Source organism: Gimesia sp. (assembly GCF_048262075.1).
Taxonomy (GTDB): domain Bacteria; phylum Planctomycetota; class Planctomycetia; order Planctomycetales; family Planctomycetaceae; genus Gimesia.
The window spans coordinates 312,651-333,745 of sequence record NZ_JBLXFK010000007.1; the positions used below are offsets into that span (position 1 = coordinate 312,651).

A 21,095-nucleotide genomic window follows, 5' to 3' on the forward strand; every position below is an offset into this window, starting at 1 on the left:
TATAGTCGAAGAATTCCTCTCTGGAATTCAACCTGTTTCTGGAACTTCCACTGCAAAACCCAAAGTTCATCAGTCCTGGTTGATCTGTATTTGGGCCCCTTCGTTCAGTGGACTGGCAGATCTCAGCTCACAAAATTCACCGTAACCATATTCTCTGATTACACTTGCCACCATCTCTACATCTTGGCAAATAATGGACAATGTCGGTCCCCAGGAGGTTTGTGCAATTCCCCTGATTCCCCGTGAAATCAGTTTCTTTTCCAGTTCAGCCATCTGAGGATCAGCAAAAATCCCCCCTTGTGCGGGGCTGAAGAATTCTCCGACCACATGTCCAAATTCCGTCAGTCCGGTTGCAAATTCTTCGAAGTCATGCGTCTGGACAGCGGGGGCCAACTGCATCAACGCCAGGCGGCAGAGTTTTTCCGTAGTAGCTGTGGGCATAGGCCCTAACCGCTGAATGGCATCGGCTTCAATGTATCCCGAGATTCCTGCGCGATTTGCGGGAGTGACGAGAAGCAACTGCCAGTCTTCAGGGAAATCGGAGCGTACCACCAGCGGACTGATCTCATCAGCAGACTGCTTACCTCCTTCGACCAGAAACCCACCGGTTGTGAATCCGTGAACTCCTAATGCGGAGCGGGCACCGCGGTCGACCCGCCGGGCCAGTTCAACAGATGACAGTGCCGGTTCGTCTGACAGCGATGCGAGCGCCTGCGCCACAGCCAGGCTCAATTGCGTCCCGGAACCAAAGCCACAATGCTGGGGGATTTCCGAATGCAGCTCCAGATCATAAAACTGATCCCGGTACAGCCCGGGATATACGTTGCGGATCGCAGCCAGTGCCTCTCTGATTTTTTTAATGCTGCCGGGGCTGCCCTTCACATTGTCGCTACTGCCAGCCGATTGTGTGACAGACAGCTTCAATTGTGGCTCCTGAATCATCAGTCCTATGCCGCCAAATTCGCGCCCCACTTGAGGAGCGAGGGAGAGCAACCCCCAATGCAGACGACTTCCCGTCGTGATGATCACTTCACGCGACATGACAGATTCAATTTCAGTTTCAGGCAGAGTGAGTTTGGTTAAGGAACAGTGTTTTAAGAGGATATTTCAGCATACGCTTTTGAAATGAATTCTTCCAGTAAACGGAACGCTGTCTGTTCATCGGGTCCCGCTGTTTTTCTGACAATTTCGGCAAGTGCCTGATACTGTGCCAGCAGATCACTTTGCTCAATTAAATGGGTACGCGTGGCAAGTATGGCTGCTTCCAGCACAGCGTGTTTTGCGCGGTTCAGACCGAAATAATCGCGGATGCGTCCCTGATGGATTACCTGCGCCTGCATGACCGTACGAGCCTCTGAGTCATCGATGGACTCAATCTGAAATTCGTACCAGCGGCAGGCTGAAGCCAATACCCGACCAGGTATTTTTTCTGCTGGAAAGGTTTCTGGCATCTCCTGCAGAGTTCCAATTGCGGTTTTTGCCAGCAGTAATACATCATCGACCACGTGAAGGACACCACACCGGGTCTCTTTCAGATTGCTGAATGTGCGTGAGGTCTGGAAGGGCCGCAGTATGAACTGTGTCATACCCTGATCGACCTGTGGCCCCATGGGAGCAATATTTAATTCTCCCGATTCATTTTGACTGGTAACAATTCCTTCCAGAATCATGCCTGGTGCTTCCTGAAGAATTTCGAAATCCAAACAATAAGCCTGTATCATAGGCTAGAGTCAGATGCTTTGAAACCAGCGCCGGCTCTGAATATGAAATCCGACAGCAGATCTGCTACCCAGTCGATACGCTAGACTGCGTCCCGTTTTTCCTGTAGCGACTTCAGGGTTGTTGGGCCCGAATATATCAGATTGAAAGGCGCTATAGGTAAATGTAATGCATTCTAGCGGGTAAACCCGACATAGAAACTGAAGACCTGTGTCTGGTCGAACGATTCTTTGGCCAGAGGCACAGAGAAGTCGAGTGCGACAGGAACAGGCCCCATCGCAGGGACTGTCAAACGCAGACCGGCACCCACGGCGACACGAAACTGATCCAGAGAGACATCCTCTTCAACGGTACCAAAGTCACTGAAGAAGACCATCTGGACCATTTCATCAGCTGTAATTGGCACCATGTACTGAGCACTACCCAGGAAGCTCCAGCGACCACCGACGGCAACGCCATTCTGGCGAGGTGTCACCCCCCGGAATTCGAAACCGCGGAACGTCTGGAAACCACCAGCATAGTAACGTTCGAAAACAGGAGTATCGGTATCGGTCCAGCCCAGAGAGGCACTCAAAGACAGGATATGACGTCCACCACCATCGGGCCGTTTGTACAATGTAAAGTACTGACTGGCATTCGTTTCCAGGCGGCTATAGTCAAAGTCACCGACAGCCTGCTCGGCCGCAAGTTCCAGAATATGCCCTTCCGCAGGCTGGAATGCCGCATCGCGTGTATCATGCGTAGCTGACAGTCGGAATGTGCTCAGCAGGTTGTTTCCCACAGACTGTTGTACGATCGGAGGTGTCGGCGTCCGTGGATTTCGCAGGTCAACATTTTCCAGACGGAACTGACCGTTGACTGACCACTCCTGTGTCAACTGACGCCCGAGACTGAGTCGGGTACCGACGCGTTCTTCATCCCAGTCGGTATAGAAGCGGGTAAAGTAAAATCCGCTGACGCCCAGGCTGAAGTTGGTATCCAGAAAATAAGGATCGGTCCAGTTAACCAGATAACGGCTGACCTGATCACCGGGAACCGCTTCTGCACGGAACCGTTGTCCGCCACCGCGCCAGGCGGTTCCATCCATGATGTCTTCAAAGCTGCGGGGCGGTCTGAGGATATCAAAGTTTTCTTCCTGCAGTACGATCGAACCCACGACCCCCGCGTCACTGTTCACACCGACGCCAAACATCAGACGACCGGTACGGCTTTCAGAAGCGTACACATCCAGATCGACCCAACCTGGTTGCTGTTGCGGAAACTCGGTTCCCATGGGATCACCCAATGGACTGTTGCCGAACAACGGATTGAGAGGTTCCGGTATACCGTTGTCGTAGTTTTGACCACGGAACACTTCCTGAGATCGCCGCTGTTCATGAATAATGCCATCATCATAAATGACACCCTGCTCAAATTTCTGATCGAGTTCGTAATTTTGTCCACGCACAACATCATCCCGACGAACCTCGGCCAGCTCACGCTGGGGATCGACACGGGTGACATTAATGCGGGGTCCGTTTTGTGGACCGGTCTGAAATACCTTGTTCCCTTCAATCCGCCGCTTGCTCTTGGCAATCAGTTTCTGATTCGCCAGATCACCGGGCGCGACCATCAGGGGATTGGTTAAAACAGAACTTTTTGTACGGGGGTTGTCCCCGGCAATATGCCCTGTAATTTTGCGGATACGATAGGGTTTGTCTTCATTGATCTGATAAACGAGGTCCACTTCACCTGGTGCTTCCAGGAAACGGGGAACCGGGTTGACCTTGGCAAACAGATGTCCGAGTTCTCCATATTTATCCGTCAGTTTCTCGACATCCGTCGAAAGTGTGCGGCTGTTAAAAAACTCGCCGGAAGCCAGTTTAATGTTATCCCGAATTTCATCTTCTGAAAAGATACGGTTCCCTTCGATCAGGATGTCTCGGATCTTGTAGCGTTTTCCTTCGTTGACCGTGTATTCAATCTGTACATGGGAACGCTCTTTGTTAAAGCCGATCTTCTCATCGATTTTCACATCGAAGAAACCCAGGCTATTGTAATACTGTTTGAGAGAAATCAGATCGTCTTCGACGGTAGAAGGATCAAATTTGCCTCCAAAGACACTTAAACCCAGCGGTGCTTTTTTAGTGAGGAGTTTGGTTTTCAAAACTCCATCCCTGACAAATTTATTGCCACTGAATTTGATTCCCGTGACAATGACCTTGGGGCCTTCTTTGATTTCAAAGATGACCTGACGATCATTGGCGTCGTCCCCTTTCAGCAGTTTAATTTCGGCAAAACGGTAACCACGTTCGACATACAGCTGTTTAATACGCTGCACTGATTCCTGGTTGGCAGCGACATCGAAAGGCGACCCGACCTTTAACCCGGTGGTTGCTTCCAGTCGCTTGGTTTTTACTTTTTTATTCCCACGAAATTCGACCTTTTCCACAATCGGTCGTTCTTTGACTTTATAAACCAGTACCAGTCCCTGATCGGTTTTGCGATAGACGGGTTGAACACTGGAGAACCAGCGGGTAGCAAACAGCAGTCGTACGTCTTCCAGGACCTGGTCACGGGAGGCCGGTCGACCGCGTTGTATTTTCGTCTTCTGTAAAATAGCCAGAGCGGGAATCGAGTGATTGCCTTCCACCCGGATATCGAAAATCGGATCGTTCAATGAGATCGACTTTTTCGCTGTTTCCTGAGCGCAGGCTGAGTTCGTCAGCGGAATGGCTCCGTTGAAACAGTCTCCGAACAATGTAAGCTGTACCAGGATCAGGCATAAAGCCAATCGAAATGCGTTTCCGCATCTGGTGTCAGACAAGACACCTCTTATCATGTCGAATCCAATTGTAATATTTACGAGAAAAGATATGAGGTTCACTCAAATGTGACAGGATGGAATTCACGTTGTTTCAGACCCTGTGATCTCAGAGAGGATTTGAGAAAAGGGAGTGTAAGACAGGAAAGTTTCCCTCAAGTTAATTGTGGGTTGCGTAGAAATAACGGAAAAGCAAAACAGCCGCAAGATGAGTTTTTCGTTGACATTCAGTTTTACTGAGATCGTTTGAAAAAAATGCGCTGCAGAAGATTGCAGCGTGTAAGTCTTACAAAAACAGGCAGTTTCAGGGCTGTTTTTTCGTAATTATTACGCGCAAGACGTCTAGATGCATGCGGAGTTTACAGAGGGGATTATTCAGCAGTCGACTGTAGATGGCAGGCCACACAAGACAGAACCACACTGTTGACGGATGACTTTTCCATCCGGGCAGTATACTTGGCGATCGCTTCGCGCTGTGCAATCCAGAGACAGGATTGTTGTCCCTGAGGGACACTGGCAGCGCCGGGCATTGAATTATCCGGTACGTCCAGAGAGATCCCCCAGCCCATCAGGATCCCGGCCATCAGAATCAGGGCAGCGTTAACCAGGCGTTTCTGATTCGACTTGAGCGGGGCGGGGCTGCTTGCCTTGCGGTTCACATCCGTTTCTGCGTTCAGGCGTGTTGCTGCCTGCTCTGCCATCCGTACCGTTTCGGCAGAGAGAAATGGTTTCCCCGCAGCGGGAAAGGCGGGTAAACCATGATGGTCCGCTGTCTGCTGCATGTCGGAATAGTGGTCTGTTAATTCATCCGCCTCTGAAGCTTCATCCAGAATCTGCTGGAACGAAGTGAGCGCAGGAGCCAATGTCTCCTGCATCTGTCGACAACGTGGACACAACTGCAGATGCCATTGCAATTCTTCGCACTGATGGTCTGTAGGATGGGTAATTAAATCAAACGCTTCGTCACAGTTCATGAGACATCTCCTTCCGAAGCTGTATCTTCAGAAAAACGATGAGCCAGTTGAAGCAACCCGTTTTTCACACGTATTTTTGCTGCTGATAAACTGCAGTCCATTGTTAACGCGATTTCCGTAAATTTCATACCGCCGAAAAAACGTAACCGCAGTGAATCCGCCTGAACTTCTGGCAGTTCTGCGAGATACATTGTCAGCTGTTCAAACTGTTCTGTTTTCAATACCGCCTGTAGCGGTGTTTCTGAGGAACTGGGTTCCGGAATCACCGTCTCATCAGAGGTACTGAACGAAGAACGCACCACTTCGCGCGGTTCACGTTTCTGTTTTTTATAATGTCGGCGACACAGGTTCAAAAAGATCGTCCAGAGCCAGGTCGAAAATGCAAAGGATGGATTATAGGAATCCCGGGCAGCAAAGGCCGCCAGGAACGCTTCCTGCACCAGGTCTTCGGCAGCGATCTGCCGGCCATACTTGCTCCAGGCGAATCTCAAGAGTCGTTCCCGGTAGCGCAATACCAGTTCGTCAAACAGGAGATAGTCTCCTGCACAAACGCGTTGCATGATATCGGCATCAATCAGATTTCGAGTCATCTGGATTCACAGCCAGCGGGAATGAGTGACTGGAGAAACATCAGTTTCTGCCAGGAGGAAGTATGTTTCGGAACGTTAATTCTAGCTGTTACAGATGAGCAATTGCAACCTGAACCTGGAATTCCAGGGCATTTTGACATCAGGAATCAAGCCTGTAAATCGACACCAATCTGATAAATTTCTTCCGTATCCAGCAGCAGGTCATTGGTTTCAAACAGCTTCTGGATGGCAGCTTTGTGGATTTTCATTTTCGTTCCGCCAACACCAATCGCTCCGTAACAGAGAATTCCGTCCCGGTCGGTTGCTTTATCCATCACATCCACTTCTTCGATTCCGGCTGGAGGCACCGCATTAAGATCGATGACCACTTTGAGCTGTTTCATGGGTTTCCAGCAGGCGGCGGGCAGCAGTTTGACTCCTGCAGCGCCGGCGGAAATGATGAGGTTTGTATCGCGGTTGGCCGCTTCGATCTGTTTGTGATCTTTGAGTGCCAGCGGTGTGAGCTGTGCTCCTTCGACAATCCGGGCAATCGTATCGCAGGCCGCCTGTGCCCGTTCTACGGAGCGAGAAGCGATAATGACTTTCGCGCCCCGCTTTGCCAGCAGTTGCGCGGCCCGTTGACCAACCGGACCGGTGCCCCCGAGCACCAGGGCAGTCGTCTCGGAAAATTCGAGATGTTTTCCCGCCGCGAGAACGGCAGCCGCTGCGGTGGTGTTGGAGCCGTTCGAATCCATCATGACGGAGACCCGCATGGGACCGAAGAAGGTGTCCTGAATTTTCTGAAAGAGTGTTTCACCGGAATGCACTTCGCTGCCACCGACAAAGAGCGCGGTATTGTTTAATTCTTTAGGTCCCCGTGTAAATATCGCGCCATGCACGAGTGGCTCCACATTGACGGGGGAAACATCACTGTAGCTCATTAACTCATCGACGCCGGCATCGATGGCAACGACTCGATCAAACGAACTGGCATGCGCATCGGTGTCCAGTTGAATCAATATTTTTTTCATGAGAGATCTCGATCCATATTCAATTTAGAAAAGATCCAAACGAAATACCCCTGTTCCAGAAGAACAGGGGTATGTATTCGATTTCGCCATCCCAGCTGTCTGGATCAGCCAGCATAGAAGGGGTGAGTTGCTTCACTCTTCTTGGCGATCATTTCATCAGCAGAAGGCTCGTTCTTCATCGCACGGGCAATGGCTTCTTTGGTTGCTTCGTAGTTGTAATCAAAGATTTTCTTGTCATCATCTGCTTCCCAGTGGATGAAGACACCACAGACGATCACGAGATCTTCGCATTGATCTTTAGGAATCACGCCGGCTTCAACACTGTCTGCGACTGCTTTCGCGACGGCGTATTGAGCGGGGCCAAACATCTGCACGGCCTGTTTTGCACCTTTGATGGTGACCTTGGTTACCATCACGGTTGCTGGCTTAACTGCGAGGTTTGGTGATAAAACAGCCAGCAGGTTACTATGCCCCATTCTCTGGCTGGACAGAGCGTTTGCAAAAGCTGTACCGACAGGACCTGTTTTGTCACCGATCAACAAATCGATATGAGCAACTTCATTACCATCACCCACAAGTGACTCACCGACAAACATTGACATTCTTCGTTCTCCATTTCTTATCAGGTTCACATAGTTATGCTGTTAGCACAATTAAAAACGGATCACGAATACCGCAGTCCTAGTAGGGACGGCGAAACAAACTATTCCAGTCTGGTTCACCTTGGATCATTCGTAGCCTCTAACAAGTAATAACAATTTAAGAAGCGGATTGCCAGTAAACCGCTGGTAATCACTCTAAATCCTCATAAAATTGTCATGTCGCTCCCCCTCTACTCTGTCAGATACTTAGAAAAATACTGTGACTTTTCCTGGACCATCTTCCTTACTGATCGTCGGCGCGAGTACGCGGGCTGCCGCCTGTTCTGCAGTACGGGCCGGCCTCCACCCAATCTGTGCGGACCAGTTTGCAGATCGGGATCTACGCGTTCTCTCTGAGGTCATTTTCAAAACAGATGACAGCGCTCACTGGCTGGAAGCGGTCATGAAACAGGAGCCACGAGACTGGATTTATACCGGTGCCCTGGAAAATCGGCCGGAACTGATTCACTCGATCAATCAACGTCATACACTGCTGGGAAACGCCGGGGAATCTTTAAAAAAAGTGCGTGATCCTTTTTTTCTGCAGGATCTGCTCACAAATCAATCAATCCCATTTGCAACCAGCCTACCCAACCAGGCAATTACTTGTTCACAGGAACAATGGCTGCGCAAGCCACTGCTGAGTGCCGGCGGTCAGGGAATCTGTTTTGTCGATTCACACACTCCTGAACCAGCGGATTCCACGCAGTATTATCTACAACAATATCAGCCTGGAATCCCGCTGTCTGCCCTGTTTATTGCCTATCCAGACCGTTGTGTGCTGGTTGGTACTGCGATCCAATTTATGGGAAACCGGGCATTAAACGCAGCCGGTTTTCAATTTTGTGGCGGAATGACATTGTCACCTGTGCCTCCAGAGTGGCGTCAAGCTCTGAAAAAACTGGGACAAAATGTTGCAAGCGGATGTCGTCTCAGAGGTCTGTTTGGCTGTGATCTGATCTGGAATCCGGAACAGCAGCCGGGATTATCGCTCGTCGAAGTCAATCCCCGTTATACTGCTTTGACCGAACTTTTTGAGCTGCAATTTCGCCTGCCTCTGCTGCAGTGGCATTTTGCCGCCTGTCATTCCTGCGAAATGCCAGCGACCGGAGGCGAATCCTCAGTCGATGAGCTGATTCAGTTACTCAAAACCGGCGAGAAACAGCCATTATCACCTGTTTCGAAGGGAATTTTGTATGCCCCGCTGAATCTGACGGCCCCGGTTATCGACTTTGAACCGCCTGTGGGACAGGCAATCTGGCAGATTCCCGCTTCCGCTGACATTCCTGATCCGGGAGCCAAAATTCCGGCGGGTTCTCCTGTGTGCACGTTGTATGGGACCGGTGCCAACCAGGAGGAATGCCTGACTTCGCTGGCAGGTCAGATTCTCAGTTACCAGCGGCAGATTCAGCCAGAGTTGACTCGGGATCTGGGCAGGCAGGAAGTCTCTAACATGCTCTGGTCCCGAAAGGAATCGGAAAAACTGTTTTTTTCGGGTTTTTTCTCAAGCAGGAATGTATCCGGTTCGTTTCTTGAAGATTGAACTGAATGGTTATAAAATCCAGTTTAGAACTGGTGTTCTACAGGACGACATATAATTCACAGATGAACTTTTCGTCAGATCTCTCTCGTAATATGAAGGAATAATTTCAGACCGATGCCCAAGTCAACAGATATCAAAATCGTTGAGGCAAAATTTTCAACTGAAGAAGTCCCTTTCCGAACCCCGCTCAAATTTGGTGGTCGGGTGATGGACAGCAGTGTTCTGTTGAATGTGGAAGTCGTCGTTGAAACACGCAATGGAAAACAGGGTATCGGGATCGGCAGCATGCCGGCGGGTAATATCTGGGCCTGGCCTTCCACAGTCGTCAGTCCGGAAGATTCACTGAAAGCGATGATCGAATTTCTGGAGGAAGCGGTTGAAATCGCCAATATCTGTCCGGAAGTCGCACACCCGATCGATCTGATGTATCACATTTCGGCTGAATACCATTTCATGGCGAAAAAGCTTACCAAGCGACTCGGTCTACCCGAGGAGATTCCGGAACTGGCACAACTGGTCGCTTCCAGCCCTCTGGATGCAGCGATCCATGATGGCTTTGGTCGTGCAAACCATATCAACAGCTATAACGGCTTGTCTTCCGAATTCATGATCCACGATCTGAGTGAATACCTGGATGATCAATTCAAGGGTGAGTACCTGGATCAATACACGTTACGTGATCCTAAACCGACACTGCCGCTGTATCACCTGGTAGGTGCATTAGACCCGATCACCGATGCCGACATTTCAGAACGTGTTGATGACGGCCTGCCGGAAACACTGGGTGAGTGGATCAAAGCTGATGGCCTGACCCATTTAAAGATCAAACTTTCCGGCGACAACATGGACTGGGATATCAGCCGCGTCGTCGCTGTCGAGAACGAAGCCGTCAAAGCTCAGGGTGAACGCGGACAGGATTCGTGGGTCTACTCTCTTGATTTCAATGAGAAATGCGAGAACGTCGATTATGTTCTGGAATTTCTCAACAAAATCCGTGAGCAGACACCGGCTGCCTTTGATCGTGTACAATACATCGAACAGCCTACCAATCGCGATCTGAAGGCTAACCCTGAAAACAAGATGCATGAAGCAGCCAAGATTAAACCTGTGGTGATTGATGAATCGCTGGTGGATTATGAATCGCTGCTGCTGAGTCGTGATCTGGGTTATTCGGGGGTGGCATTGAAAGCCTGTAAGGGACAGACAGAATCGCTGTTCCTGGGAGCCGCCGCCCAGAAGTTTGACATGTTCCTCTGCGTGCAGGACCTGACCTGCTGTGGTTATTCGTTTCTGCATTCTGCCAGTCTGGCTGCACGGATTCCTTCAATTGCTGCAATTGAAGGCAATGGGCGCCAGTACTGTCCCGGACCGAACAAAAAGTGGAAACGCTCTTATCCGGGTATGTTCAATATCACTGATGGTACGGTGAAGACGGCAGAGCTGAATGGGGATGGCCTGGGTTTCTGAACCTGTTTAGCAAGTTTCAGAACAGTTTCACCAGATCCGGTTGCGCTGTTGGTACGCCTGAAAGTTAAAGAAGGCAAACAGTGCGAACATAATCCCTGCATAGCGCTGCTGGTGCATAAAGAAATACGCAGCCAGACCGCCGGCAACGACCATGGAAATCTGTATCGCCAGTACATCGCCGCGTGAACGTTTGACGGATTTGCAGATATCTTCACAGATATGACCGCCATCCAGTGGTAGTACCGGAGCAAGATTAATTAATCCCCAGATCAGATTAATAAACAACAGATCATAAAAGGCAACACCAATATAAACTCGGGCCTGTTCACTGAAGCCGTCCCACATTCCATAGCGAACCGAGATATATCTGATGAAAAATATTGTTCCATACAGCCCGAATCCAGCCATCGGTCCCGCAGCCGAGATAATGATGGAACGCTGTGTTGTCAGTCCGGAATAGGGCTGATAGATCGCCAGCCCCCCAAAGTGATACAGCACAATTTCCGGAGGCCAGCCAAAGTATTTCGCCATGACAGCATGGCCGAGCTCATGCACAAGGATCGAGATAAAGACGCAGGCGATCCAGATGAGCGTGATTTTCGGATCATTTGGATACCAGCCCATGAACGCCGCCATCACCCAGAACAGGGGGTGGACGCGGATCGGGATTCCAAATAAAGAAAAACGCAAATCAAATTCAGTGGGAGCAACATTGCCCAGCATCAGTATCACTTTCTGTTTGTATATCTATCTCGGCCCATCTCGCAGCATGCCTTTTTCAGCAGAACAGAGACAGCTTATCTGATCAAACACAGGAATGCACTCCTTTGAACGATCCCGGATTGATCGCACTGTAGCCGGGTCTGTAAATCGAAGCAATTGCAGTTCCGATTGTGTGATTCAGGGTAGTGAGCCTTCAATTTGATCCCATCAGTTTACAAAATATTTATCCTGATGGAAAATAGAGGCATTAGCCAGATTCCCAGGACTTAACATTGACGCATCTCACGAAAAGGATACGATTTGCAGACATAATGGGCAGTGGGTCGCACAAGTTCTGACTCTGACTGAATCTTGACAGATCACTCAGAGTTCTGCGGGGATACCCCGCGGGAGAAGGATTGACCACACTACGACACTTGAAGTGTCGCTCCGATAGACGCTTATCGTAGCAACACTTCGTCACAGGATCGGTTGTGCGGCCCGCTGGCCATTTTTTTAGGCATTGCTGATGCCTTCAATTGAAACGGAATGACTGCAGGTTTTCTTCATGGGTTTATTTGATTTCTTACGACGGATCTTCTTCGGCTCTCCCCCGAGCCAGACTGTCTCGCGTGTCGAGTCCGTTCCCGTCCCGGAAGAGGCCAGGCCCCGGAAGCCTCGACGCAAAACCACGCTGGAACCATTACGCTACTCCAGCGGGCACTCGAGCCGGGTCGAGAATATCGAAGAGGTTGCCGCGCCCCCCTACGAACTGGCACGCTATGGAGCACGGACCGGTCATTATTTCGATATGACCAATGATGGCGATGTTGAGAAACTGACGCGTTACGAACTGCCACAGTTCTCTACGCCTGTCGAACTCGCTGAATGGCTGGATATTTCATTGGGGAAACTTGCCTGGCTGACACATCGCTTCACACAATTTGACCGTCCGGATGAAGTGCAGGATTCGCATTATACCTATCACTGGAAAGCAAAACGGTCCGGATTTCGACTACTCGAATCGCCACGCCCGTTTTTAAAAATGGCACAGCAACAGATCCTGCAGGAGATCTTGAACCAGATTCCTTTGCACCCAGCCGCACATGGATTTGTGCGAGGGCGATCTTCTGTGACGAACGCGGCACCGCATACGGGCAAACGTGTGGTCGTCAAATTTGATCTCGAAAATTTTTATACCAGTGTGAAGTTTTCCCGCGTCGTTTCCATCTTTCGTAACCTGGGATACTGTCGTGAAGCGGCCCTGTATCTGGCGCGGCTCACCACTTCCGTGATTCCCATGAACCTGCCTTTCCCGGATGGCAGCCTGCGACCTTTGATTCCCTACCTGTCGCGGCATCTGCCTCAAGGTGCTTCCACATCACCTGCGCTGGCGAACCTGTCGGCTTATTCGCTGGATGTGCGACTTTCCGGCCTGGCACGTGCCTTTGATGCCGACTACACACGCTATGCCGATGATCTGACCTTTTCAGGTTCAGAACAGTTTCTGCGATCACTGCGTGTTTTTCTTCCCCTGGTCAATCAGATTATCAGGTCAGAACGATTTCAGGTTAATCAGATGAAACGCCGCGTGCTGAGAGATAATCAACAGCAGAAAGTGACGGGCGTCGTTGTAAACGAACATCCGAATGTACCTCGCAAAGAATTTGATCTGCTGAAAGCAATTCTTACAAACTGTATTCGCCTGGGTCCTGGAACTCAGAACCGTGAGAGTCATCCCGATTTTGCCAGCCATCTGCGCGGCCGCGTGGCTTATGTGCAACAACTCAACCCGAAGCGGGGACAACGTTTACTGCATCTCTATGAACAGATTCGCTGGTAAACCTCCCGCAGAAGATTTGTCTTGTCTCCTTGAAGCGTTTTAAGGCATAATAGGTTAACAGCTTACGCTAAAGACCCGGATTTTCCGCGGTCTTTTTTAATCCCTGACAGAACCACCTGCGTTGAAACTGTCAGGGAGAGAGACTCGTGCCAATACCCTTCGATCAGATAGGAATTATTGTGGGTGGATTGATTCGCATCCTGTTGAAGCCTTTAATGCGATTTTTTATCGGGCTGATTGCGATTCCGATCTTCCACCTGATGCTGAACAAGGTCATCCGAGTTCAGGAGATTGATGACGAGCTTGAGAAAGACCTGGAACAGTGGTTTCGTGGCTCCCTGTTGCTGCTGGCTGCCACCGCGAATATGGAGTCGGCATTATTTGCAGGCTGGGTTCCGCTGAGCCTGCAGGGAACCGAGCTTTCAATCCTGACAGGACTGCGTATTCTCCTGGCGATTGGTGTAATTGAAGCCATGCCTGACCAGGAACTGTTTTCAATTATTCACCCAGGCCCTCCCTCATTGAAGTTGTCCCGGGAGTATGGAATCTGGCGAGAGTTAAAAGAAAAATGGCGGCTGATTTTGAAAGGTATTGTCTGTCAGCATATCAACCGATCTTCGCCGGTATTTGCGATTCTGTCTGCGACGACGGAAGGGACCGTGGGCTGGGTCTGTTATGGAATCGCGATTACCCAATATCTGATTATTGGTCTCGTGACGTCGCGCGACCGCGCCCTGGATGTGCTGAGTGAATTTGATCGACAGGTCACATTACGACGACGCGAACTGATCGAAGAATTTGATCTCGATCGGGAGGAAGTAGATGAAGCTGACCGGAAACGGTGTGAAGAAATTGAGCAGGAGGAGACTGAGTCGGAAAAAAAACAGACCGACACCTCGAAGGCGTCGGCCTGAATTGATGAGAGATCAAGTTACTCTTCAGATTCTTCTTTTTTAGCTGCCTTCTTCTTTGTTGTTTTTTTCGCCGCTTTCTTTTTGGTAGTCTTCTTTTTTGCAGCGGCTTTTTTAGTTGTCTTTTTCGCGGCTGCTTTTTTGGTGGTCTTCTTGGCCGCGGATTTCTTCTTGGCTGCTGCTTTCTTTTTAGCTGCCTTCTTTACGCCTTTTTTCTCCGCTTTCGCTTCCAGCCATTCAATGGCCTGATCCAAGGTGACGTTGTCCACTTCGTATCCCTTGGGAATTGTCGCGTTAATTTTGCCGTGCTTCACGTACGGCCCGTAGCGACCATCGAAAATGCCGATTGGTTCTTCGTCCTCAGGATGTTTCCCCAGATCCCGAATCGGAGTCGGGGCACTGCGTTTGCGCGCCTGTTTGAGCAGTTCCACTGCGCGAGGCAGATCAATGGTCAGGATGTCGTCTTCCTTGCCCAGCGACTTATAGACTTTATCATGCAGCACATAAGGACCGAACCGACCAATGCCCGCGTTGACTTTCTTGCCGGTCTCCGGATGTTCGCCTAACGGACGAGGCAAGCTCAGATATTTCAAAGCGGTTTCAAAGTCAATCGTATCGGGATCAACGGTTTTCGGAATACTGACACGCTTGGGCTTAGGGCCATCTTCGACCACATCTCCCAGCTGCAGATAAGGACCAAAGGGTCCATGCAGTTTATAAATAGGAGTGTTTTCCTCGGGATGCATGCCGAGTGATTTCGGGCCTTCGGCTTTCAGCCGGATTAATTTCTCAGCCAGTTCGTTGGTCAGGTCAGCGGGAGCAATATTATCGGGAATCGAAGCGGAAACCGGTTCCTCTTCTGCCTCGTTGGAAACGTAAGGTCCATAGCGACCGACGCGGACAGCCGAGGTGATGCCTTCCAGATCCAGCGTGCAGATTTCCCGTGCATCAATGGTCTCTTCCTTGGCTTTGACCTGTTCGTCGAGACCCGCTTCCCCTCGATAAAACTGATTCAGATAAGGCAGACGGTCCCCTTCACCGACGGCGATGTCATCCAGTTCCTGTTCCATGGCAGCGGTGAACTGCAGGTCGACCAGGTTCGGAAAGAACTTCTCCAGCAGACGCGTCACCGCCAGCGCGGTGAAGGTTGGCACTAACTGGCTGCCAGATTTTTTGACGTAGCCGCGATCCTGGATCGTCCCAATGATTGACGCGTAGGTACTCGGACGCCCGACGCCTTCACTTTCCATTTTACGCACGATGGTCGCTTCCGTGTAGCGCGCGGGTGGTTTGGTTTCGTGCTTGAGTGGTTCAACTTCACTGGCTTCCAGCGCCTGATTCTCTTCCAGCGGAGGCAGCATCGATTCGCTGTCGTCCAATGCTGCTTCGGGATCATCGGAGCCTTCCACATACGCACGGAAGAAACCGGGAAATTCGACATGACGACCGGTGGCCCGAAATTCAGCATTGTCGGCTGTGATGGTAACAGTTTGAAAGCGCAGACGGGCTTCTTCCATCTGCGTGGCCATGGTCCGCTTCCAGATCATGGCATACAGTTTGGCCTGTTGTCCTTTGAGGCCTATTTCTTCCACCGTTTTCATCGATTTACCGGCGGGCCTGATCGCTTCGTGTGCTTCCTGCGCTCCTTTGGACTTGGTATCGAATCGGCGAATCTCAGCGCTGAGATAATCTTTGCCGTACAGATCTTCAATCCGTTTGCGTGAAGCAGAGACCGCTTCGTTGGAGAGATTGACACTGTCAGTACGCATGTAAGTAATGTGACCGTCTTCATACAGTCGCTGGGCTACCTGCATGGTTTCGCGGGCCGACATGTTCAGCTTGCGGTTGCCTTCCTGCTGCAGTGTACTGGTCGTAAAGGGAGCCGGAGGTTTGCGCGACTGCATTCGCTGTTCGACTGAGGTGACTGTCCAGTCAGATTTTTTGACCCGCTCCAGCAGATCATCGGCCTGCTGTTCATTGAGCAGCAGGACATCTGCTCCCTCTTTGAGCTTACCGGTCGACTCGTCGAAGTCTTTACCGCTGGCGACTTTTTTACCGCCAACCGTCATCAGCATGGATTCAAATTCTGCCCCTTCCCCGGTCTTGAGCTGAGCTTTCAAATCCCAGTAAGTACCACTTTTAAAGGCGAGCCGTTCCAGTTCGCGCTGCACGAGGATCCGGACAGCCACCGACTGAACACGGCCGGCAGACAAACCACGGGCAATCTTCTTCCACAACAGCGGGCTCAATGTAAATCCGTACAGACGATCCAGCACACGTCTGGTTTCCTGTGCTGAAACGAGGTTTAAATCGAGTTCGCGGGGGTTGGCGATCGCTTCCTGAATGGCTTCTTCGGTAATTTCCGAGAAAACCATACGTTTCACAGGGACTTTTGGCTTGAGCAGCTCGGCCAGATGCCAGCCGATACTTTCCCCTTCGCGGTCTTCGTCAGTCGCGAGAATGAGCTCTTCGGCATCTTTCAAAGCATCTTTGAGTTCTTTGACCGTCTTTTTCTTCTCTTTGGGGACCAGGTAATAAGGTTCGAATTCGGATTCGACATTGACCCCCAGGGTCGCCCATTTATGTTTTTTCTTGAATTCGGAAGGAACATCAGAGGCTTTCGTAGGCAGATCGCGTACGTGACCCATACTGGCCAGTACCTTATAGTCACTGCCTAAATAGCTGCCGATTTTCTTGGCTTTCGCCGGTGATTCCACGATCACCAGTGCCTTCAGCTTCTTCTTTGCCACCAGATCTGCCCTTCCTGAGAAACCGACGTCGACCTTGCCTCCAGAGTCAAGCTGGCTACAATACGCGGCTTAATCATTCCTGTTTATTCTATTTTGGATCTGCTGAATCCGGATCAGTTTGTAAACTTCAATCGGCAATCTCTAACCGCCTTAAAACTCTCTGTCAAGCCTGTAATTATTTTTTTCACAGGTCAGGCAACCCCGAAACCGGGTACTTTTGAGCGCAAGAACAGACAGGAAACAGCAGGATTCTTTCAGAGAAGACTTTCACGAATGGCCGGAATAAATTACAACACATGAAATAAACGGAAAACTCTTTTCCGATTGGAAGATACGAAAACCAGCGATTACTTGAATCGGATCTCGTTGACACCGGAAGTTCACTACAGGAATTCGAACTCATTCGACTTGCAGACTGAAGAAGGAAACAGAATGGCATCGCCACTGGAATTGTTTCGTAAAAAACAAAAAGTATTAATGGTTCCGCTTACCATTCTGGCGTTGTTCGCCTTTATTGTCATGGACCAGTTGACCCCGGCACAGTTTCCCCCGATTGCGGGAATGCTGTTCTTCGGGTTCGTTTTCTGGTACCTCGGCCGGGATCGGGGCAAAGGGATTCAATTCGCGGCAGTGGGAGTCATTATCGGCTTCTTCGTGGGTTATCTGTATATTCCACGCGTCGGTGCTGAAACTGTAGTCAAGAGTACCGCCGGTAACATTAACGAGAGAGAGTATCAGGAGATGCTCCATAACCGTAATGTTGCGAATCAGTTTATCATGAGATCCTATATGGCCTCACTGACGGAAGAAGAACAACAGCGGCCCCAACCCCCGCGTGGTGCCATGTTTGGATTCGGTCGTGAGATGGAAGACGATATTATCCTTGAGTTCCTGTTCCGCAAAGAAGCGGAAAAGATGAACCTGGTCGTCTCTGATGATGCGATTTCAAACTATATTTCCCGCTACACGAATAACAAGCTCAGTCGCAAAGCCTTTCAGAACACCTGCAAGGAAATGGGAATGACTGAAGGTCAGCTTTACGACATTTTCCGCGATCAGTTGCAGGCACGACTGGCTTTCCAGATGCTGCGACCTGAGGTTTCTCTGACTCCTGATCAATACTGGAACTTCTATAAAAAGTTCAATGTCCGGCAAGAACTGGAACTGGTTGCCTTACCAGTCAAAGATTTTGAAGCTGAGGTTCCGGCGCCGAGTGCAGCTGAGAAGAAAGCATTCTTTGAGACTTATAAAGCGGTCTTCCCAGGCGAAAAAGGTCCCGGCACCCCCGGCTTACGCCAGCCACAAAAAGTGCAGGTGGAATACCTGATGGCGGATTATGAGGATACCGAAAAACAGGTTCCCCCTGTGACAGACAAAGAAATTGCGGCATTCTACGAAGTCAATAAAGAACGTCTCTACAAAAATAATCCGATTCCGGATCTCCCCACAGGTTCGACAGTACCGACCGCACCGGAGCTGCCTGCTCCCGCCGGTCCCCAACCGAGCCAGCCAGTTGACGCATCCAAGCCCGGAGCGAGTGAGAAACCGGCCAAAGCAGAGACTCCGGCCCAACCTGCAGACCCCGCGAAACCCAAGACTGATCCGAAACCGGAGCCTGCATCAAAACCGGAACCGGAACCGGAACCGAAAACGGAAAAGAAAGAAGAATCGAGTGCACTGCCTTTCCAGTCAACTACATTCGTTTCCCTGCTAGATGAAAAACCAGCAGGAACGCCGGTTGTGGCTCCCAAACCGGGTGCTGAAGCGGCAGGAGCAAAACCGGAAGCGACCACCACGGCTCCGCCTCCACTGGAACCATATCGTCCCCTGAATGATGATTTGAAAAGTGAAATCCGCGACCAGCTGTTGCGGGAAAGCACACTGGAGCTGATGAAAGATAAAATTTCAGATGCGGTGATGTTCATGAACGAACTCAGCGACAAAATTACCAATCCGGAAGAAGGGGTCACACCACCAACTCCGGAAGAAGCCACCAAGGCATTGAAAGAGTATGCAGCTAAAAATCAGTTGATTTACAATATTACTCCGATGATGTCGGCTCAGGAAATGTCGGAATCGGAGAAATATCCATTGGGTACTGCCAAAGAGCCCACGATTAATCAGTTTGCTGCACAACCACGGACGGCCATCGAACAATTGTTTGAAACCCCTGTGAATCTGGTTTACATGCCTTACGAAGCAGAAGACTCCTTCTCCAGTGGCTTACTCTGCTACTGGAAGATCAAGCATGTCGATGCCACCATTCCTAAATTTGATGATCCTGAAATTGATCAGCAGATCACGGCACAGTTAAAACTGGAAAAAGCCCGTCCCCTGGCTCAGAAGCGGGCAGAAGAACTGAAAAAGCTGATCAGCGGTGACAAAGAAATGACGGCTGCCATTGAAGGTCAGACCATCACCGGCAAAAAAGAAGGGACCGAGCTGTCCACGACCACAACCGAATCATTCAGTTGGATGCGGACCTCAACGGCCAATGCCAGCAACCCGTTTTCCATGCCCCGTCCTGAACTGTCGAGTATTTCAGCCGTTGAAGGTGCCGGTAATGAATTCATGGAACAGGTCTTTGACAACCTGGACGACGGGGAAGTCGGCGTAGCCATGAATGCCGACAAATCGGTCTGTTATGTCGTGAAAGTCATTAATCGCATTCCTTCTACACCAGGCGGATTGACTGCCATGTACCAGGAATTCCTGAAAGAAGATATGTTCTTCTTCTTTTCGCCGTATCTGCCGATGGCCCAGATGGAGCAACAGCAGACCAACTACGAATGGAGCCAGGAACTGGAAGCGAAGTACCAGGTCGAAAAATATTTTGAGCAGGTCGAGGGACCCGAAGTTGTTGCTCAGTAGTCGATATTGAGTTTCGAAAAACAGAAAACGGTTGTACCCGGATTTGGTACAACCGTTTTTTTGTAAACTGATTTTGATTGAACCGGTCAATTTTTTCAAAAACCAGGTTTAAAAAGGCTGGACATCCGCAAACCCGGGGATTATTTCTATAGGGATCAGGTGGATGTCTTCCTGACAGCTCATCTGGAGACTCGGCGTCGGGCTATCTGAATAATCGATGACAGGCAAATCGATGACAGGCAAGATGTCGGGCAAGAAGATTCGTGTAACTCAAAACGTAATCTCCCCCATTGTTGTGTTTTTAACACTTTCCAGTTAAAAATGAACAAATCATCCAACTGCCAACTGTCTCGTCTCGTAAATGAATTTGAGCGAAGCCGCTGGCAGCCCATGAACTTACAGTCTTTCTGTTGAATCAACCCACGAGATAATCATCAGGAGTATTATTGTAATGTCGGAACAGGTTCAGCAATCTCCTGCAGAGCAGTCTGAAACTTCGTCCCGGGAGAACATGATTGAAGCCATTGGATTGAGTAAATTCTATGGCCAGTTCGCCGCGACAAAAGAAGTGACATTTTCTGTCCCCCGTGGTCAGGTTGCTGCCTTCCTGGGCCCTAACGGTGCGGGCAAATCCACCACCATGAAACTACTGACCGGGTTTCTCTCCGCCAGTGAAGGCCAGGCACGTGTCGGCGGATTTGATGTGAGTACCCATCGTATCGAAGCCAGCCAGAAACTCGGGTATCTGCCCGAAAACGGCCCGCTGTATGAAGAGATGACCCCCCAGGGTTTTCTGACCTATGCAGGCAGCGTGCGAGGCATGTCGGCCAGCGAGCTCAGCAAACGCCTGGAATTTGTCATGGAGAAATGTGACCTGAGCAGTGTCTGGAAAAAACCAATCCGCAAACTCTCACGTGGTTTTCGACAACGCGTAGGCATGGCCCAGGCTTTATTGCACGATCCGGATATTCTGATTCTGGACGAACCGACCAGTGGACTGGACCCGAATCAAAACCAGTCCGTGCGAGATCTGATTCGTGACCTGGGCAAGACCAAGACCATTCTACTGTCGACTCATATTCTGCAGGAAGTCAAAGCGGTCTGCAGCCGGGTGATCCTGATCAACCAGGGTGTGATTGTGTTTGATGGTTCCGTGGATGAACTGGGAAATAACCAGGACGACATGGAAGCCAGTTTCCACAAACTGACACACGCGTAATTTTTCTTTTACCGACCAGTTTATAGTTTCAGATAAAGCTGACGTAAGGACC

15 protein-coding genes are annotated in these 21,095 nt (G+C 50.2%); 6 read left to right on the forward strand and 9 right to left on the reverse strand.

Annotation, left to right across the window (positions count from 1 at the left end):
• Positions 1-69: 69 nt before the first annotated feature.
• The 7 genes from ACN0YH_RS15990 to fae form a co-directional block, all read right to left on the reverse strand.
• Positions 70-1,041 (reverse strand): beta-ribofuranosylaminobenzene 5'-phosphate synthase family protein, encoded by a 972-nt coding sequence (locus ACN0YH_RS15990; protein ID WP_417380582.1) that lies wholly within the window; start codon positions 1,039-1,041, stop codon positions 70-72.
• Between the two features lie 53 nt (positions 1,042-1,094).
• Complete coding sequence (locus tag ACN0YH_RS15995) at positions 1,095-1,703, reverse strand: DUF447 domain-containing protein (protein ID WP_417380583.1); 609 nt, start codon at positions 1,701-1,703, stop codon at positions 1,095-1,097.
• A gap of 191 nt (positions 1,704-1,894) precedes the next feature.
• A complete protein-coding gene (locus tag ACN0YH_RS16000) occupies positions 1,895-4,525 on the reverse strand; it encodes a BamA/OMP85 family outer membrane protein (RefSeq protein ID WP_417380584.1) in 2,631 nt (876 codons plus the stop codon).
• Between the two features lie 368 nt (positions 4,526-4,893).
• Complete coding sequence (locus ACN0YH_RS16005; RefSeq protein ID WP_417380585.1) at positions 4,894-5,496, reverse strand: hypothetical protein; 603 nt, start codon at positions 5,494-5,496, stop codon at positions 4,894-4,896.
• Complete coding sequence (locus ACN0YH_RS16010) at positions 5,493-6,086, reverse strand: RNA polymerase sigma factor (protein ID WP_417380586.1); 594 nt, start codon at positions 6,084-6,086, stop codon at positions 5,493-5,495. Before ACN0YH_RS16010 ends, ACN0YH_RS16005 begins: the two co-directional genes overlap by 4 nt.
• A gap of 146 nt (positions 6,087-6,232) precedes the next feature.
• A complete protein-coding gene (locus ACN0YH_RS16015) occupies positions 6,233-7,096 on the reverse strand; it encodes an NADP-dependent methylenetetrahydromethanopterin/methylenetetrahydrofolate dehydrogenase (protein ID WP_417380587.1) in 864 nt (287 codons plus the stop codon).
• Positions 7,097-7,200: 104 nt separating this feature from the next.
• Positions 7,201-7,698 carry a formaldehyde-activating enzyme gene (gene fae / locus ACN0YH_RS16020; RefSeq protein WP_417380588.1) on the reverse strand — a complete coding sequence of 166 codons (498 nt, stop codon included), beginning with the start codon at positions 7,696-7,698 and terminating at the stop codon, positions 7,201-7,203.
• A gap of 259 nt (positions 7,699-7,957) precedes the next feature.
• On the opposite strand from fae, the gene ACN0YH_RS16025 reads away from it, so the two are divergent.
• Both ACN0YH_RS16025 and ACN0YH_RS16030 read left to right on the forward strand, forming a co-directional pair.
• Positions 7,958-9,280 carry an ATP-grasp domain-containing protein gene (locus ACN0YH_RS16025; RefSeq protein WP_417380589.1) on the forward strand — a complete coding sequence of 441 codons (1,323 nt, stop codon included), beginning with the start codon at positions 7,958-7,960 and terminating at the stop codon, positions 9,278-9,280.
• A gap of 114 nt (positions 9,281-9,394) precedes the next feature.
• On the forward strand, positions 9,395-10,747 hold the full coding sequence (locus ACN0YH_RS16030; RefSeq protein ID WP_417380590.1) for an enolase C-terminal domain-like protein: 1,353 nt from the start codon (positions 9,395-9,397) through the stop codon (positions 10,745-10,747).
• Positions 10,748-10,774: 27 nt separating this feature from the next.
• On the opposite strand, the gene ACN0YH_RS16035 is transcribed toward ACN0YH_RS16030, so the two are convergent.
• Positions 10,775-11,470, reverse strand: a complete 696-nt coding sequence (locus ACN0YH_RS16035) for a site-2 protease family protein (protein ID WP_417380591.1) — start codon at positions 11,468-11,470, stop codon at positions 10,775-10,777.
• Positions 11,471-12,017: 547 nt separating this feature from the next.
• Between ACN0YH_RS16035 and ACN0YH_RS16040 the strand changes: the two genes are divergently transcribed.
• The gene (locus tag ACN0YH_RS16040; protein ID WP_417380592.1) at positions 12,018-13,292 is read left to right on the forward strand and encodes a reverse transcriptase family protein; all 1,275 of its coding nucleotides are present in this window, start codon (positions 12,018-12,020) and stop codon (positions 13,290-13,292) included.
• 146 nt (positions 13,293-13,438) lie between these two features.
• Positions 13,439-14,206 (forward strand): DNA topoisomerase I, encoded by a 768-nt coding sequence (locus ACN0YH_RS16045; RefSeq protein ID WP_417380593.1) that lies wholly within the window; start codon positions 13,439-13,441, stop codon positions 14,204-14,206.
• Positions 14,207-14,223: 17 nt separating this feature from the next.
• Here ACN0YH_RS16045 and topA read toward each other — a convergent pair whose 3' ends face one another.
• The gene (gene topA / locus ACN0YH_RS16050; RefSeq protein WP_417380594.1) at positions 14,224-16,953 is read right to left on the reverse strand and encodes a type I DNA topoisomerase; all 2,730 of its coding nucleotides are present in this window, start codon (positions 16,951-16,953) and stop codon (positions 14,224-14,226) included.
• Between the two features lie 432 nt (positions 16,954-17,385).
• On the opposite strand from topA, the gene ACN0YH_RS16055 reads away from it, so the two are divergent.
• Positions 17,386-19,824: a SurA N-terminal domain-containing protein gene (locus ACN0YH_RS16055; RefSeq protein ID WP_417380595.1), complete on the forward strand. Its 2,439-nt coding sequence runs from the start codon at positions 17,386-17,388 to the stop codon at positions 19,822-19,824.
• 451 nt (positions 19,825-20,275) lie between these two features.
• On the forward strand, positions 20,276-21,043 hold the full coding sequence (locus ACN0YH_RS16060) for an ABC transporter ATP-binding protein (RefSeq protein WP_417380596.1): 768 nt from the start codon (positions 20,276-20,278) through the stop codon (positions 21,041-21,043).
• Positions 21,044-21,095 lie beyond the last annotated feature (52 nt).

What these genes read in the sequence shown, in the direction of transcription:
- ACN0YH_RS15990 (WP_417380582.1), bottom strand. Translation starts at nt 1,041, where the DNA reads ATGTCGCGTGAAGTGATCATCACGACGGGAAGTCGTCTGCATTGGGGG.
- ACN0YH_RS16005 (WP_417380585.1), bottom strand. Translation starts at nt 5,496, where the DNA reads ATGAACTGTGACGAAGCGTTTGATTTAATTACCCATCCTACAGACCAT.
- ACN0YH_RS16010 (WP_417380586.1), bottom strand. Translation starts at nt 6,086, where the DNA reads ATGACTCGAAATCTGATTGATGCCGATATCATGCAACGCGTTTGTGCA.
- ACN0YH_RS16015 (WP_417380587.1), bottom strand. Translation starts at nt 7,096, where the DNA reads ATGAAAAAAATATTGATTCAACTGGACACCGATGCGCATGCCAGTTCG.
- fae (WP_417380588.1), bottom strand. Translation starts at nt 7,698, where the DNA reads ATGTCAATGTTTGTCGGTGAGTCACTTGTGGGTGATGGTAATGAAGTT.
- ACN0YH_RS16030 (WP_417380590.1), top strand. Translation starts at nt 9,395, where the DNA reads ATGCCCAAGTCAACAGATATCAAAATCGTTGAGGCAAAATTTTCAACT.
- ACN0YH_RS16035 (WP_417380591.1), bottom strand. Translation starts at nt 11,470, where the DNA reads ATGCTGGGCAATGTTGCTCCCACTGAATTTGATTTGCGTTTTTCTTTA.
- ACN0YH_RS16040 (WP_417380592.1), top strand. Translation starts at nt 12,018, where the DNA reads ATGGGTTTATTTGATTTCTTACGACGGATCTTCTTCGGCTCTCCCCCG.
- ACN0YH_RS16055 (WP_417380595.1), top strand. Translation starts at nt 17,386, where the DNA reads ATGGCATCGCCACTGGAATTGTTTCGTAAAAAACAAAAAGTATTAATG.
- ACN0YH_RS16060 (WP_417380596.1), top strand. Translation starts at nt 20,276, where the DNA reads ATGTCGGAACAGGTTCAGCAATCTCCTGCAGAGCAGTCTGAAACTTCG.